Source organism: Janthinobacterium sp. AD80, assembly GCF_002878455.1.
Taxonomy (GTDB): Bacteria; Pseudomonadota; Gammaproteobacteria; order Burkholderiales; family Burkholderiaceae_D; genus Janthinobacterium.
The window spans coordinates 42,372-56,975 of record NZ_NRDQ01000037.1; the positions used below are offsets into that span (position 1 = coordinate 42,372).

Below are 14,604 nucleotides of genomic sequence, written 5' to 3' on the forward strand. Positions count from 1 at the left end.
CTTCAGCTAAATAAACGCAGGGCGCGGGTGGAGCCGGCCGGAATGTCGGCCGCGTCCATTTCCTGGTAAAACTCTTGCACCTGGCCGGCGATCTCGGCCAGCGCCGCGTCGGACAGGGCCTGGTTGTAGTCGTCGACGATGGTCGCGTCCAGGCGGCCCACCAGCGATTTAGCACAGGCGATCATGGCGCCAAAACCGTCGCGCGCGGGCGCCACGCAAGGCACGTCGAGCAGCAGGGTCAAGCGGGGCGTGGTTTCCTCGGCCAGCGTGACATTGGTCGACAACGAGAACAGATAGCTGCCATCGCCGTCCGGCATGACGAAGCGGCCGTCGGGACGCACGTCGAAACCTTGTTTTTCAAGTGCCACGAGCAAGGTGGAAATGGCCCATGGCGCGCCATTCGTGTGCAGGTTGACACCCAGCTGCGCGTCGTGGCCAGCCACGAAACGGTGCAGATTGCGCGCTTCTGCCATCACTTCCATCATGTCCGGCACTTCCGGCTCGGCGCCGATATCGTCGGCCACGCCCCGCAGGCGCGTGACCAGTTCCGAGTACTCGAGTTCATTCAGGGCCGTGCTGCGGCTGGCCAGCTGCACACCGCCCTGCATCTTGGTGTAGACACCGCCATGCGTGATCGGTTCCCAGTCGCCATTCACATGCAGGCCGATGAAATGCACGGGCTTGTTGCCCACCAGGCGCAGCGTTTGCAGCACGGGCAAAATCTTGTCGCCGCGTACCGGCGCTTCCAGCGACAAGGGCAGCAGGCAGTCGATCAGCGGATCGACGAGGCTGGTAGCCTGTTCGCTGGCGGCGCTGACTTCTTCGCGCACAGGAGCGGCCGCTGCGGCAGCGGCAGGCGCAGCGGCAGGCGAAACCACAGGCGCGGCGGCATCGCCCAGCGACGGTTCCGCGTGCACGGACGCGTCCGTTACGGCGGCGGCCGGGGGTGCGCCAAACGACGGCTCGGCCTTGGCGGCCGGCGCCGCATCGAAACGCGGTTCCTGGCGCAGGACGGGTTCCTGGACATCGGCCACAGGCGCTTCGCCTTCGCGCATCAGCACGTCATCGTGATCGGTGGAAAAGGCCCGCTCCACGCTTTTCTTGGCCTTATATTCCTGCCATTTGTTGTAGGAGAAAACACCGACGATAAAGACGCCGCCGGCGCCGAACAAAGTAATTTGAAGGTCTGTCATGCTGCTTGTGCCTCGGTAGCAAAATTTGCGGCGGACTCCATGTCCACCGCCACGATGCGCGATACGCCTTGCTCCTGCATCGTCACACCGATCAATTGATGGGCCATTTCCATCGCAATCTTGTTATGCGAAATGAAAAGGAATTGGGTCTGGTCGGACATGCGCTTAACCATGCGGCAGAAGCGTTCCGTGTTCGAATCATCCAGCGGTGCATCGACTTCGTCGAGCAGGCAGAACGGCGCCGGATTCAGGCGGAACATGGAAAACACCAAGGCCGTCGCGGTCAGCGCTTTCTCTCCACCCGACAACAGGTGGATGGTGGCATTTTTCTTGCCAGGCGGCTGCGCCATGACTTGTACACCGGAATCGAGAATTTCGTCGCCCGTCATGGTGAGCTTGGCCTGGCCGCCGCCAAACAGAATCGGGAACAGCTCGGAAAAGTGATGGTTGACCTTGTCGAACGTGTCTTGCAGCAAGTCGCGCGTTTCCTTGTCGATCTTGTGGATCGCGTCTTCCAGCGTGTTGATCGCTTCCGTCAGGTCCGCATTCTGGGCGTCGAGGAAATTTTTGCGCTCGGAAGCCTGCGCCAGCTCGTCGAGCGCGGCCAGGTTGACGGCGCCCAGCCCCGTGATGGCATTCGTCAGGCGCGTCACTTCGCCCTGCAGATACGAGGGGCGCATGTCCGGGTGCAATTTTTCCGTCAGCGCGGCCTCGTCGGCGCCCGACTCCAGCAGTTGCTGGGCGAATTGCTCCTGGTTCAGGCGCGCGGCCTGCTCCTTGAGCTGCATTTCCATGATCTTGTCACGCTGCGGCTGCAGGCTGCGTTCCGATTGCGTACGCGCATCTTCGGACAAACGCAGCTGCTGCGTAATTTGATCGAGTTCATGGCGCGCGTCCGCCAGCGCCCGTTCCTGCGTGGTGCGGCGCTCGAGCAGATCCTGCAAGCCGTCGGCGGCAGCGCCGCTTTCCAGGTTGGCCAGTTCCAGCTGTCCCGCCTGCAGGCTTTCCGACACTTGCTGCGCCTGCGTGCTAGCCGTCGCGATGTTGCGGCGCAATTCCTCGATCTTCGCGCGGTGGGCTTTTTCCGCGTATTCCGTATCCTTGGCGGCGCGTTCCAGGTCGCGCAAGGCTTCGCGCGCCTCGGCCAGACGCTGTTCCTTCTGCAGGAAATCCGTATGGCCGTCTTCGTGCGCTTCCTGCAAGTTGCCCAGCTCCATGTCCAGTTGTTCGAATTTTTCTTCCGATTCCGCCTTGATCTGCTGCTGTTCCGCTTCCTGCGCGGCGATTTCCGCCAGGTCGGCACCGATCTGCGTGCTGCGCTGATTGAAACGCGCTTCCACTTCCGACAGTTTCACCACGTCCAGCTGCAAGGTATGCACGGAGGACGTCAGCTGCTGTATGCGCAGGCGCAAATCGGACAGGTTGCGCGTCAGGGCGCCCACTGCCGCGTCGGCCCGCACGGAACGGGCGCGCGCCTCTTCGGCCAGCAATTGCTGGGCACGCAGCTGCTTGCCGATATTGTCGATTTCCTGCTGGCGGCCCAGCATGCCTTCCTGCTCCGAATCGGCCGCATAAAAGCGCACGCTGGTGGCCGTGACCACGTGGCCGGCGCGCGTGACGAAATAGCCGCCCGGCGGCAGTTTACCCCGTTCCGCCAGGGCTTCGGCCGCGTCTTCCACGGCGTAGGCATTGTGCAGCCAGTCCTGCAGCAAGCCGCGCAAGCCCGGGTCGTTGAGTTTCAGCAAATTCAAAAACGGTTTCAGGCCAGGCACTTCCGGCACGGGCAGCGGCGCCACGGTCGATGGCGCGTACAGGGCCAGCTTGGCCGGTGGCGCGTCGGCAAAGAAGGCCTTGGCCCAGTCGATATTCGACAATTGCAGGGCCGACGTGCGCTCGCGCAGGATCGACTCCATGGCCGCTTCCCAGCCCGCCTCAATCTGCAGCTTTTGCCACAATCGCGGCAAGGTGTCGAGCTCGTGCTTTTTCAGCCATGGCTGAACCTTGCCCTGGGTCTGCACCCGCTCCTGCAACTGTTTCAAAGCGGAAAGACGCGCTTCCAGCTGGGCGTTGGCGGCCGTTTCGGCGTTGACTTGCGTCTGTGCTTCGGCCCGTTCCTGCTCCAGCTTGGGCTGCTGCTCCAGTGCTTCTTCCAGGTAGAAGCCCTGCTCTTCCAGCGCCTGCTGCTTTTCTTCCAGCTGCAGTTTCAGGTTTTCCAGGTGGCTGCTGTCGGGCAAACTCAGGCTGTTCTTTTCCTGCTGCAGGCGCTCGCGGCGCGTCAACAGGCTGGACAGAATGTTCGAGGCATTGCGCTGGTGCGCCGATTCCAGCTCCAGCTGCTGCTGCGCCTGCATGATCCGCGCGCGCGATTCCGTGCTCTTGTTTTGCGCGGCGCGCCAGGCGGCGTCCAGCTCGGGCAATTGCTCGCCCTTCTGCTCGGCCATCATCTGCGACTGCTCGACCTTGGCGGCCAGCTCCTCGAGGTGGAATTCCGCCTCTTCGATCTGCTCCTGGTAGTCGCTACCCTGCTGCGTCCACTGGTCGCGCTGGGCCGTCAGGGTCGCCAGCTGCGCCTGCAGGCGGGCACGCGATTCGATGACGAACTTGATCTGCGCTTCCAGGCTGCCGATTTCAGCATTCGTCTGGTACAAATGGCCTTGCGCCGTATGCAGGCGGTCCCCCACGGCAAAGTGCGCCTGGCGCATCTGCTCGAGGGTCAGCTCGACATTGCGCAGCTTGGCCGTCTGCTCTTCCAGGTCTGTCTGCGCCTGTTCCACTTCGCGGAAATAGCGCGTCTGCTCGTTTTGCGCCTCGTTCTTGCGCAGCAGCCACAGCAGCTTCTGCTTTTCTTCCTGGTCCGCCTGCAAGGCGTGGAAGCGCGTGGCCACGGCCGCCTGCGCTTCGAGTTTTTCCAGGTTGGCATTGAGTTCGCGCAAGATGTCTTCCACGCGCAGCAAATTCTCGCGCGTGTCCTGCAAACGGTTTTCCGTCTCGCGGCGGCGTTCCTTGTATTTCGATACGCCCGCCGCTTCTTCCAGGAACACGCGCAATTCTTCCGGGCGCGATTCGATGATGCGCGAAATCATGCCCTGGCCGATGATGGCGTAAGCGCGCGGGCCGAGGCCGGTGCCAAGGAAAATATCCTGGATGTCGCGCCGGCGCACCGGCTGGCCATTGATGTAATAGGTGGAGGTGCCGTCGCGCGTCAGGGTGCGCTTGACGGCGATCTCGGCGTACTGGCCCCACTGGCCGGACGCCTTGCCATCGTTATTGTCGAACACCAGTTCCACGGAAGCGCGGCCGGCCGGCTTGCGGTGCGTGGAGCCGTTGAAAATGACGTCCTGCATCGATTCACCGCGCAGCTCCGACGCTTTCGATTCGCCCAGCACCCAGCGCACGGCGTCGATGATGTTCGATTTGCCGCAGCCATTCGGGCCAACCACGCCCACGAGCTGGCCTGGCACCTGGAAATTGGTGGGATCGACGAAAGACTTAAATCCCGACAACTTGATGGAAGAGAGACGCACGTGTTTTAGAGTTCCTGGCCTATGCTGGCGGTTAATTTATGGGTGAACCCGGTTCATATGCAGCGCATGGCCACCATGCCGCCCTTGCGGCGGCAGTCTGGCCACTCACCGCGGGGTGCGCAGGGAGTGCTTTATCATACCATTTCCTGATGCTTTTCTGGCCAAAAAACAGCAGCGCCAGACAGCCCCCGCCCCTGTGTCAGCGGGCGGGACGGCCATCCTGCGCCAGTTTCCAGTCCGCACGGGAAAAAACGCGCTCGTGGCCGGACAGGCTCATGGCCAGTTTTTGCAGCCACTGCTCGGTCGGCAGCGGCTCCGCCTTGAAGCTGAGCATCACCATCAGCAGCAGGCTGGCCAGGGCCAGAGCATGGCTGACGGCAATATTCACGGCGCCGCGGGCATTCCACATGAAGCCCAGTGCCACCGCCAGGCCCAGCACGCAGCCGCTGACGGCTTCCGACACGCTGTGCGCATGCACGACCACGCGCGAAATGGCCACCAGTACGGCAAAGGCCACGCCCGCCAGCACGCCCGCGTGGCGCCAGCGCGGCGCGGCGCGCTGCAGCAAGACATACATCAGGACGGGAAAGACGGCGCCGGCGCGCATGGCATGGCCGCTGAAACCGGTAAAGTCCAGGCTGCTGCTGCCCACGCCCCAGGTCATGAAGGCCAGCTTCGACAGCACCACCAGCGCCAGGCCGGCGCCATACCACAGACTCCAGCTGAGCACCAGCTTCCACTGGCGCGACACCAGCAGCCACAGGGCAATCGCCACTCCCGCCGGGCCCATCAGGGACATGTCGGCCGCAAAAGAAATCCCGTTCCACCAAGTCATCGTACCAGCGCTTATTTCATGATCAGACTGCACTATGCCACGACATGGCCCCGTTTCGCGCGCCTTTTGATGCAGAGCAGCAAAGAATTACATTCCATTACAAAATTTCCATGCGGAAATTAAATGCACGGAAACATGCCGCCGCCACCTTGCACCGGCCTCAGATATTCGTCAGCCGCTTGCCCTTGGGCGGCGCGAAGTCGCGGACCGCATCGATCATGCCCACCGCCAGCGCCTGCTCTGCCGTCAGGTGCAGGTCGGAATACGCGTGCACCTGCCACTGCTCTTCCGTCAGCCGGACGTGGTTGCGCAGGATGCGCTCGGTGCGCATGTCGTCGGCGCGCAAGCCTTCGACGATGATGCTGAGCGCATCCGGGCGCGAACCGGGCGACGCCGTCGCATGCGACTTGTGCACCATGAAGCGCGCCGTATCGCTGGCATGGCGCTGCCGTCCCGCCAGGAACAGGGTCACGGCGATGGACGCCACGGCGCCGGCGTTATAGGTGATGATGTCGAGCGGCAATTTACTCAGGAGGTTGTACAGGCAGATGCCATCGCTGACATAGCCCCCGTTCGACTGGATCAGGATATGCGCGGTAGTGAGCTTGTCTTCCGTGATGTCGGCCACGGCGTTGAACACGCGCCGCACCATATCGCTGTTGACGTCGCCCGAGAGCGTGAAGTAACCGTGCTGTTCAGTGTTGTTTTGCGTCTCGCTTTGTGTAGTATTCATGGCAGGCACCCGCAAGAAAGCCAGGATTTCATGATAGCGCATTCCTGCGCGGCCGGGCGCCCTTTTGCAGCGTTCGCGCACCCCTGCCAGCCCCGCAAACAGGCGCTTTCGGGCGCCCGGGACACGCCTTTACAGATTGACAGAAGCACCCTGCTGGCATATATTCCTCCCACTTGATCGGGAGAGGGCAACGCCAGCGTTGCCGCCGAAGGGGCACTACCCAAAAACTCTCAGGCAAAAGGACCGATCAGGCGGACTGAAGCTGTTGCTTTGGCGACACGTTTTAGCTCAACTCTGGAGAGCGGCCGCGGCTATTGCCGGCGGCCCACCGAAGGGGCGCACGGGGCAAGCCCCCGTAATCTCTCAGGTACAAAGGACAGGGGGGTCAGTGATCACGCTGGAAAGCCGTGTTTGGCTATTCTATGTTTTGTTAACTCCCCTTTTACCTTCGTCCCGAGGAATCCATGACGCTCAAAGCGACCCCACTCAATAACGCCCACCGTGCCCTCGGCGCCCGCATGGTTGATTTCGGCGGCTGGGACATGCCCGTCAACTACGGCTCGCAAATCGAAGAACACAACGCCGTGCGCGGCGACGCCGGCATGTTCGACGTGTCGCATATGTGCGTGGTCGATATCGAAGGTCCGAACGTGCGCGCTTTCCTGCGCGGCCTGCTGGCCAACAACGTCGACAAGCTGCAAGTGTCGGGCAAGGCGCTGTACTCGTGCATGTTGAATGCCGAAGGTACCGTCATCGATGACCTGATCGTCTACTTCTTCAACGAAAACTGGTTCCGCCTGGTCGTCAACGCGGGCACGGCGGAAAAAGACGTGGCCTGGATGCAGCAGCAAAATACCGCCAGCAACAGCGGCCTGACGATCACGCAGCGCCGCGACGGCAATGACGCCATGGCCCTGGTGGCCGTGCAAGGCCCGAACGCGCGCGCCAAGGTATGGCAGGTGCTGCCGGAAACGCAAGCCGCGTCCGAAGCCATCAAGCCGTTCAATGTCGTCATCGTCAAGGACACGGCTTTCGGCGAAGTCATGCTGGCGCGCACCGGCTACACGGGCGAAGACGGCTTTGAAATCGGCGTGGCCGCCACGCAGGTTGAAGCGCTGTGGAATGCCCTGGCAGCTGCGGGCGTCAAGCCGGCCGGCCTGGGCGCACGCGACACCCTGCGCCTGGAAGCGGGCATGAATCTGTACGGCCAGGATATGGATGAAAGCGTCAACCCGCTCGACGCGGGCCTGGCCTGGACCATCGACCTGGTCAGCGAACGCGACTTCACCGGCAAGGCCGCCCTGCTGGCCAAGGGCCAGAACGCGCAATTCGTCGGCCTGATCCTGCGCGAAAAAGGCGGCGTGCTGCGCGCGCACCAGAAAGTCATCGTCGCCGGCAATGACGCCGCGGGCGAAATCACCAGCGGCACCTTCAGCCCGACCATGCAGGAAGCGATCGCCCTGGCGCGCGTGCCGAACGGCGTCGCTGTAGGCGACACCGTGCACGTGGAAATCCGCGGCAAGCAGCTGGCCGCCTCGGTAGTCAAGCTGCCTTTCGTGCGTAACGGTAAAATCCTGGCTGCGTAAGCGTATTAGAGCCGCCCGCAAGACTGCATAAACATAATCAATAACGAACACTTACCATCTGGAGCCACACATGAACATTCCTGCAGACCTGAAGTACACCGCTTCCCACGAATGGGTACGCCTTGAAGGCGACGGCACCGTCACCGTCGGCATCACCGAATACGCACAGGACGCGCTGGGCGATATCGTCTTCGTCGAACTGCCAAGCGTGGGCAATACCTACGGCGCCGGCGACGACGCCGCCGTGGTGGAATCGGTCAAGGCAGCGAGCGACATCTACGCACCGGTCGCCGGCGAAGTCGTGGCCGTCAACGACGCCGTGGTCAACTCGCCAGAGTCGATCAACGCCGACGCCTACGCCAACTGGCTGTTCAAGATCAAGCCAGCCGACGTGTCGGCCCTGGACGGCTTGCTCGACGCCGCCGCCTATGGCGCCACCACCGGCGCGTAATCGCGTTTGACTCACGGCCGCCATTGCGGCCCGTTTGCATTTAATTTTGTAGCTATGCCCCGGCGCCGCGCCCGCGCGCCGCATCCCGGTTTTTCAGTCTTTTTTGGCCTCTATATCATGACCCGCACCAGCCTGACCCAACTCGAAGCACGCGATGCCTTCATCGCCCGCCACATCGGCCCTTCCCACACCGAACAGCAAGCCATGCTCGCGACCCTCGGCTATCCATCGCGCGCCGCGCTGATCGATGCCCTGGTACCGGCCAACATCCGCAACAAGGGCGCCCTGCCGCTGGGCGCGTACTCGCAGCCGATGCCGGAACAGGAAGCGCTGTCGCGCCTGAAAGCCATCGCCGGCAAGAACCAGGTGCTCAAATCCCTGATCGGCCAGGGCTACTACAACACCTTCACCCCTGGCGTCGTGCTGCGCAACATCTTTGAAAACCCGGCCTGGTACACGGCGTACACGCCTTACCAGCCAGAGATTTCGCAAGGTCGCCTGGAAGCGATTCTGAACTTCCAGCAAGTCATCACCGACCTGACCGGCATGGGCATCTCGAATGCCTCGATGCTGGACGAAGGCACGGCCGCCGCCGAAGCGATGACCCTGATCCAGCGCGTGGGCAAGTCGAAGTCGAACGTGCTGTATGTGGCCAGCGACGTGCTGCCGCAAACCCTGGAAGTGGTGCAGACGCGCGCCCAGCCGATCGGCATCGACGTGCGTACCTTCGACCCGGCGGAGATTGAGTCGCTGGACGCCTGCTTCGGCGTGCTGCTGCAATACCCTGGCGTCAACGGCGTCGTGCGCGACTACCGCGCCGGCGTGGAAAAACTGCATGCGAATGGCGCCATGGTTATCGTCGCGGCCGACCTGCTGGCCCTGACCATGCTCACGCCACCGGGCGAATGGGGCGCCGACGTCGTCGTCGGCAACAGCCAGCGCTTCGGCGTGCCGCTCGGTTTCGGCGGCCCGCACGCGGGCTATTTGTCCACGCGCGATGAGTTCAAGCGCAATATGTCGGGCCGCCTGGTCGGCGTGACCGTCGATGCGCAAGGCAACAAGGCGTACCGCCTGGCCCTGCAAACGCGCGAACAGCATATCCGCCGCGAAAAAGCGACGTCCAACATCTGCACGGCGCAAGTGCTGCTGGCCGTGATGGCGTCGATGTACGCCGTCTACCACGGCCCTGCCGGCCTGCTGCAGATCGCCCGGCGCGTGCACCGCTTTACGGGCGTGCTGGCGGCCAACCTGAAGACCCTGGGCTACGGCATCGCCAACGCCAGCTACTTCGACACCCTGACCGTCAACGTCGCCGATGCCGACAAACTGCACGCGACGGCCATCAAGCACGGCGTCAACCTGCGCAAGGTCGATGCCACCCATGTCGGCCTGTCGCTCGACGAAACCACCACGCGCGACGATATCGCGCTGCTGTGGACCGTGTTCGCCGAAGGCGTGGCCAACGCGCCTGCCTTCCCGGAGCTGGACGCCGTTGAAGCGGCCGTGACCAGCGCGCTGCCGGCGAATCTGGCGCGTGAAAGCGCGTATCTGACGCACCCGGTCTTCAACAGCTACCACTCGGAACACGAAATGCTGCGCTACCTGCGCAGCCTGGCCGACAAGGACCTGGCGCTGGACCGCACCATGATCCCGCTCGGCTCGTGCACCATGAAGCTGAACGCCACGTCGGAAATGATCCCCGTGACCTGGCCCGAGTTCTCGAACATCCACCCGTTCGCGCCGGATGCGCAAACGGTCGGCTACCGCGAAATGATCTCGCAGCTGGAAGAAATGCTGTGCGCGCTGACGGGCTACGCGGCCGTCTCGCTGCAGCCGAACGCCGGCTCGCAAGGCGAATACGCTGGCCTGCTGGTAATCAAGGCGTATCACGAATCGCGCGGCGAAGGCCACCGCAACATCTGCCTGATTCCATCGTCGGCACACGGCACCAACCCCGCGTCGGCCAACATGGTCGGCATGCAGGTGGTCGTCACCAGCTGCGACGCCAACGGCAACGTGGACCTGGCCGACCTGAAGGCGAAAGCGGAAAAGCACAGCGCCAACCTGGCCTGCGTGATGGTCACCTACCCGTCCACGCATGGCGTGTTTGAAGAAGGCATCCAGGAACTGTGCGAAATCATTCATTCGCACGGCGGCCAGGTCTACATCGACGGCGCCAACATGAACGCGCTGGTTGGCGTGGCAGCTCCCGGCTCGTTTGGCGGCGACGTCTCGCACCTGAACCTGCACAAGACCTTCTGCATTCCGCACGGCGGTGGCGGACCAGGCGTCGGCCCGATCGGCGTCGGCGCCCACCTGGCTAAATTCCTGCCAAACCAGCGCTCCTCGGGCTACCAGCGTGACGTTGCCGGCATCGGCGCCGTCAGCGCCGCGCCATTCGGCTCGGCCAGCATCCTGCCGATTTCGTGGATGTACATCGCCATGATGGGCGCAGAGGGATTAACCGCAGCCACCGAGACGGCGATCCTGGCGGCGAACTACATCGCCCGCCGCCTGGCGCCGCACTACCCGGTGCTGTACTCGGGCCACGACGGCCTGGTCGCGCACGAGTGCATCCTGGACCTGCGCCCGATCACGGACGCCACCGGCATCAGCAACGAAGACGTGGCCAAGCGCTTGATGGACTTCGGCTTCCATGCGCCGACCATGAGCTTCCCCGTGCCGGGCACCCTGATGATCGAGCCGACGGAAAGCGAATCGAAAGTGGAGATCGACCGCTTCATCGACGCCATGATCGCCATCCGCGCGGAAATCGCCAAGGTCGCCAGCGGTGAATTCGACCACGACGACAACCCGCTGAGGAACGCGCCGCACACGGCACAGGTGTTGATGTCGGACAACTGGGAACGCAAGTACAGCCGCGAAATCGCCGCCTACCCGGTCGCCTCGCTGCGCCAGCGCAAATACTGGCCACCGGTCGGCCGCGCCGACAACGTGTACGGCGACCGCAACCTGTTCTGCGGCTGCGCACCAATCAGCTCATACGAAGAAGAGTAATTGCCAGGCGCCCGCTTCCGCGGGCGTGCCAGCGACAAAGGCAGGCCACGCGGCCTGCTTTTTTTATGCCCGCAGGCACATCGCTGCGCAGGTCGGATTAGCGCGCAAGCGCGTAATCCGACTACATGGTTGGCGTACGCGGTGGTGTCGGATTACGCTGTGCTAATCCCGCCTACAACGCCAGCAAGGCTGCACCCGGCAAGCCCAGCGCCGTGCCGAGTATCGTCAGGCACACGACGTCGCGCCGCTCGCAGCGGGCGCGGTGCGAGCTCCAGGCGGCGAACAGCAAGGCCAGGGCCACGCCGCTGAGGGCGATTCCCACTTCGGTCATGTGCGTGCTCCCCACGCCGCTGGCGCAGCCATTTTTATCTCGTCTCGCATCGTCATCACGGATCCTTTATAAATTGTGCAAAAATAGTGGCTACCTACCGGTAGGCAGTAAGTGTACAATAAAAAAGACAAGGGTGTCCATGCCGTGTTTTTTGACCATCAAAGGAATCGCAATGCAGCAGCAAACCACTCTCCCCGCCGCCAGTCTCGGGCTGGCGGCGTCCCTGGCCCTGGTGGCCGTGCTCGGTCCGGCCGGCATCGACATGTACCTGGCCTCGATGCCGGCCATGGCGCGCGAACTACACACCTCGTATGGGAATGTGCAATTGAGCCTGACCGTTTTCCTGCTGGCGCTGGGCGCCGGACAACTGCTGTGCGGACCGCTGACCGACATGCTGGGGCGGCGCCGTCCGCTGCTGGCCGGCATTGCCGTCTACATGCTGGCCGCCGTGTGGGCGTCGCAGGCGGATCAATTGAGCACCCTGCTGCTGGCGCGGCTGGTACAAGGCCTGGGCGCGGCCTTGACTCTGGTGGTGGTGATGAGCATGGTACGCGACGTGGCCGATGGCGTCCGGGCGGCGCAGCTGTTTGCCCTGTTGATGACCATCGTTGGCCTGGCGCCCGTGCTGGCGCCCGCCGTCGGCGGCCTGCTCGACGCGCATTACGGCTGGCGCGCCGTGATGCTGGCCCTGGCCGTGCTGGGCGGCGTGACCTTGTTCAACAGCGCGCTGTTCTTGCCAGAAACCCTGCCGCTGGCGAACCGCGTCTCGCCGGCAGGCATGCACCGCACCTATGCGCGCATCGCGCGCGACCGCGCCTTCCTGCTGCCGGCGCTGGCCCTGTCCGCCAGCTTCTTTTTCCTGTTTGCCTATATCGGCGGCGCCTCGCTCGTCTACCAGCGCGATTTCGGCCTGTCCACCGGCAGCTTCGGCCTGGTTTTCGGCGCCACGGGCGTGGCCGTGCTGCTGGGCGCGATGGCCAGCGGGCGCCTGGTGGAAAAGTACGGCGTGGCGCGCCTGAGCGCTGCCGGCAGCGCCGCCATGCTGTGCGGCGCCATGCTGGCCCTGCTGGGCGCGTGGGCCGGTGCCGGCATCACGGCCGTCGTGCCCGGCATGTTCCTGGCCCTGTTTGGCCTGGGCATCGCGGAAGCGGCGCTGATGGCCATGGCCATGGGCTCGCAGCGCAAGGCGCTCGGCTCCACGGCCGCCCTGCTGGGCGCCATCCAGATGAGCTTGTCATCGTTGGCCACGCCGCTGGCGGCCGGCCTGTCCGAACGGGGGCCGTTGCCATGGCTACTGTTCTTGACCGTGGCCGGCCTGCTGGTATCATGGCTGACCTTGGCAACTGCGCGCGGCCATCCGGCCCATGCCACCGGCCAGGGAGCGCACTGACGCCTCACCCCATAGCACCCCCATGATGAAAAAACGCTCGGCCTCGGCCGATAACATCTGCGCCGTCGCCGTCGTCCATTTTTCGGAGCACGGCTACGACGCCTCGTCCCTCAGCGACATCGCCGAGCAGGCGGGCATGCGCAAGGCTTCGCTGTATTCGCATTTCGCTGGCAAGGACGCCCTCTTCCTTGACGTCTTTGCCGACGCGCTGGCCGAAGAGCAAGCGTTCATGGATGGCTGTTTCGCCGACGAAGCATCGCTGGCGACAAATGCCGGCGGCCAGCTGGCCGGTTCCCTGTACTGCGACCGCATGGCCCAGCGCTATGCGGATTCTGCCCATCTGCGCTTCCTGCTGCGCACGGCCTATTTGCCGCCCGCCAGCCTGCGCGTGGAAGTCGGCACCGGCTACGAAATGCTGCTGGCGCAATTGCAGCGCCATTACGTTGCCAGCCTGCGCCGCCTGGTGCCATCCCTGCCGCCGCAGCGCATCGAACTGTACGCGCAAGCCTACCTGGGCATCGTCGACAGCCTGCACGTGGAACTGATCTACGCAGGCGGTGCCACCCTGCAGCAGCGCCACGCGGCGCTGTGGCAGATATTGTCCGATTCGCTGGCGCTGGCGGTGCAATCAGCTTGATGCGGCAGGTCCAGTTTCCAGACATACTGAACAGCAACGTCGTAGACACAGGACAGAAACCGGCGTTTTCTGCTCAGGCCCGGCATGCGAAAGATAGCTCAGGCATATGCGTGCACCAATAAAAAGCCAGCGAGCGGAACGACGGCAAACAGCACGACAACGCCAAGGCATCCCGATGGGGAGCGGGAGCTGCGCCCTACCGGCGAAGTGCCGCGTTCACGCTCTCGCGGCGCCCTGCCATGCAGCCATTTAAGATGGCAGGACTGGCAGAAGTAGGTCGTCTTGTTGTTGCGCCAGGCTTCCATGGTGCGGTCGGTGTGGCGTGCAAGCGTGCCGCAACGGGCACATTCAAAGTGGGTTTCTTTGGGCCGTTTTTTAGAAAAGTGCTTGCCAGCAAAAAACATGACAAGAAGCCCGGCGATTACGGCAACGGCGATCAGTTCCATGGGCATGTGTTTTCTCTATAGGCATAGCGTTGACAGTGGCTGTTTCTTGGCCAATTGGCGTACCCGAGCATAACGGATTGCCAAGTGGCAAAAATCACGGATTGTCACGGCAACGGGGACGGCAGCTTCCGGCCAAACAAAATTTTTTACTTTTTGGCATCCGACGTGCGACTTCGCCACACACCACATTACACTTTGGAAACCTAAGATTTCTTCAGTTGACACTCTTGCAGCACGTCCATAAGATGCCCTCATTATTCATTTACGGAGTCCCACGTGGGTACTTGTTCTAGTGACAGTAGCCGATCTTGTATCGGTGATTGCCTCGGCAGCTAAACAGCAAGCAACGCGGAACTCTCTTTCCTCCGTGCCTTGCTGAGCAAGGTGCGGTGTCTCGCGCGGCCAGTCCGGCTGCGCGCCTCCTCCCTCTTTCCGATCGCGACCGGCTACTGACCCGGAT

The 14,604-nt window shown here is 63.1% G+C and carries 11 protein-coding genes and 2 riboswitches; of the genes, 5 read left to right on the top strand and 6 right to left on the bottom strand.

Features of this window, described 5'->3' with window-relative positions; genetic code table 11:
• Positions 1 to 2 precede the first annotated feature (2 nt).
• The 4 genes from JaAD80_RS08975 to JaAD80_RS08990 all read right to left on the bottom strand — a co-directional run bounded on the left by JaAD80_RS08975 (position 3) and on the right by JaAD80_RS08990 (position 6,285).
• Positions 3 to 1,193, bottom strand: coding sequence for a cell division protein ZipA C-terminal FtsZ-binding domain-containing protein (locus JaAD80_RS08975; RefSeq protein WP_102293859.1), 1,191 nt, complete (start codon positions 1,191 to 1,193; stop codon positions 3 to 5).
• The gene (gene smc / locus JaAD80_RS08980) at positions 1,190 to 4,717 is read right to left on the bottom strand and encodes a chromosome segregation protein SMC (protein WP_102293860.1); all 3,528 of its coding nucleotides are present in this window, start codon (positions 4,715 to 4,717) and stop codon (positions 1,190 to 1,192) included. The genes JaAD80_RS08975 and smc overlap by 4 nt, the downstream gene beginning before the upstream one ends.
• A gap of 199 nt (positions 4,718 to 4,916) precedes the next feature.
• Positions 4,917 to 5,516: a phosphatase PAP2 family protein gene (locus JaAD80_RS08985; RefSeq protein ID WP_102293861.1), complete on the bottom strand. Its 600-nt coding sequence runs from the start codon at positions 5,514 to 5,516 to the stop codon at positions 4,917 to 4,919.
• Between the two features lie 196 nt (positions 5,517 to 5,712).
• On the bottom strand, positions 5,713 to 6,285 hold the full coding sequence (locus JaAD80_RS08990; RefSeq protein ID WP_258002887.1) for an ATP-dependent Clp protease proteolytic subunit: 573 nt from the start codon (positions 6,283 to 6,285) through the stop codon (positions 5,713 to 5,715).
• A gap of 168 nt (positions 6,286 to 6,453) precedes the next feature.
• Positions 6,454 to 6,541, top strand: a riboswitch (glycine riboswitch).
• A 28-nt stretch (positions 6,542 to 6,569) separates the two neighbouring features.
• Positions 6,570 to 6,675: riboswitch (glycine riboswitch) on the top strand.
• Between the two features lie 74 nt (positions 6,676 to 6,749).
• On the opposite strand from JaAD80_RS08990, the gene gcvT reads away from it, so the two are divergent.
• The 3 genes from gcvT to gcvP all read left to right on the top strand — a co-directional run bounded on the left by gcvT (position 6,750) and on the right by gcvP (position 11,340).
• Entirely contained in the window at positions 6,750 to 7,871 is a 1,122-nt protein-coding gene (gene gcvT / locus JaAD80_RS08995; protein WP_102293863.1) for a glycine cleavage system aminomethyltransferase GcvT, read from the top strand.
• A gap of 70 nt (positions 7,872 to 7,941) precedes the next feature.
• The gene (gcvH, locus tag JaAD80_RS09000) at positions 7,942 to 8,322 is read left to right on the top strand and encodes a glycine cleavage system protein GcvH (protein ID WP_102293864.1); all 381 of its coding nucleotides are present in this window, start codon (positions 7,942 to 7,944) and stop codon (positions 8,320 to 8,322) included.
• A 117-nt stretch (positions 8,323 to 8,439) separates the two neighbouring features.
• A complete protein-coding gene (gene gcvP / locus JaAD80_RS09005) occupies positions 8,440 to 11,340 on the top strand; it encodes an aminomethyl-transferring glycine dehydrogenase (RefSeq protein WP_102293887.1) in 2,901 nt (966 codons plus the stop codon).
• A gap of 172 nt (positions 11,341 to 11,512) precedes the next feature.
• Here gcvP and JaAD80_RS30615 read toward each other — a convergent pair whose 3' ends face one another.
• Positions 11,513 to 11,671, bottom strand: a complete 159-nt coding sequence (locus tag JaAD80_RS30615) for a hypothetical protein (RefSeq protein ID WP_180979352.1) — start codon at positions 11,669 to 11,671, stop codon at positions 11,513 to 11,515.
• 172 nt (positions 11,672 to 11,843) lie between these two features.
• Here JaAD80_RS30615 and JaAD80_RS09010 point away from each other — a divergent pair, with 172 nt between their 5' ends.
• Complete coding sequence (locus JaAD80_RS09010) at positions 11,844 to 13,061, top strand: multidrug effflux MFS transporter (protein ID WP_102293865.1); 1,218 nt, start codon at positions 11,844 to 11,846, stop codon at positions 13,059 to 13,061.
• 22 nt (positions 13,062 to 13,083) lie between these two features.
• The gene (locus JaAD80_RS09015) at positions 13,084 to 13,698 is read left to right on the top strand and encodes a TetR/AcrR family transcriptional regulator (protein WP_102293866.1); all 615 of its coding nucleotides are present in this window, start codon (positions 13,084 to 13,086) and stop codon (positions 13,696 to 13,698) included.
• A gap of 98 nt (positions 13,699 to 13,796) precedes the next feature.
• Here the strand turns inward: JaAD80_RS09015 and JaAD80_RS30245 are convergent, their stop codons facing one another.
• Positions 13,797 to 14,144, bottom strand: a complete 348-nt coding sequence (locus JaAD80_RS30245; RefSeq protein ID WP_146012323.1) for a hypothetical protein — start codon at positions 14,142 to 14,144, stop codon at positions 13,797 to 13,799.
• Between the last annotated feature and the right edge of the window lie 460 nt (positions 14,145 to 14,604).

Excerpts from the sequence above, each read along its gene's own strand:
- JaAD80_RS08985 (WP_102293861.1), bottom strand. The coding sequence starts at position 5,516 with ATGTCCCTGATGGGCCCGGCGGGAGTGGCGATTGCCCTGTGGCTGCTG.
- gcvH (WP_102293864.1), top strand. The coding sequence starts at position 7,942 with ATGAACATTCCTGCAGACCTGAAGTACACCGCTTCCCACGAATGGGTA.
- JaAD80_RS09010 (WP_102293865.1), top strand. The coding sequence starts at position 11,844 with ATGCAGCAGCAAACCACTCTCCCCGCCGCCAGTCTCGGGCTGGCGGCG.
- JaAD80_RS30615 (WP_180979352.1), bottom strand. The coding sequence starts at position 11,671 with ATGACCGAAGTGGGAATCGCCCTCAGCGGCGTGGCCCTGGCCTTGCTG.
- JaAD80_RS09015 (WP_102293866.1), top strand. The coding sequence starts at position 13,084 with ATGATGAAAAAACGCTCGGCCTCGGCCGATAACATCTGCGCCGTCGCC.
- gcvT (WP_102293863.1), top strand. The coding sequence starts at position 6,750 with ATGACGCTCAAAGCGACCCCACTCAATAACGCCCACCGTGCCCTCGGC.
- JaAD80_RS08975 (WP_102293859.1), bottom strand. The coding sequence starts at position 1,193 with ATGACAGACCTTCAAATTACTTTGTTCGGCGCCGGCGGCGTCTTTATC.
- JaAD80_RS08990 (WP_258002887.1), bottom strand. The coding sequence starts at position 6,285 with ATGAATACTACACAAAGCGAGACGCAAAACAACACTGAACAGCACGGT.
- gcvP (WP_102293887.1), top strand. The coding sequence starts at position 8,440 with ATGACCCGCACCAGCCTGACCCAACTCGAAGCACGCGATGCCTTCATC.
- JaAD80_RS30245 (WP_146012323.1), bottom strand. The coding sequence starts at position 14,144 with ATGGAACTGATCGCCGTTGCCGTAATCGCCGGGCTTCTTGTCATGTTT.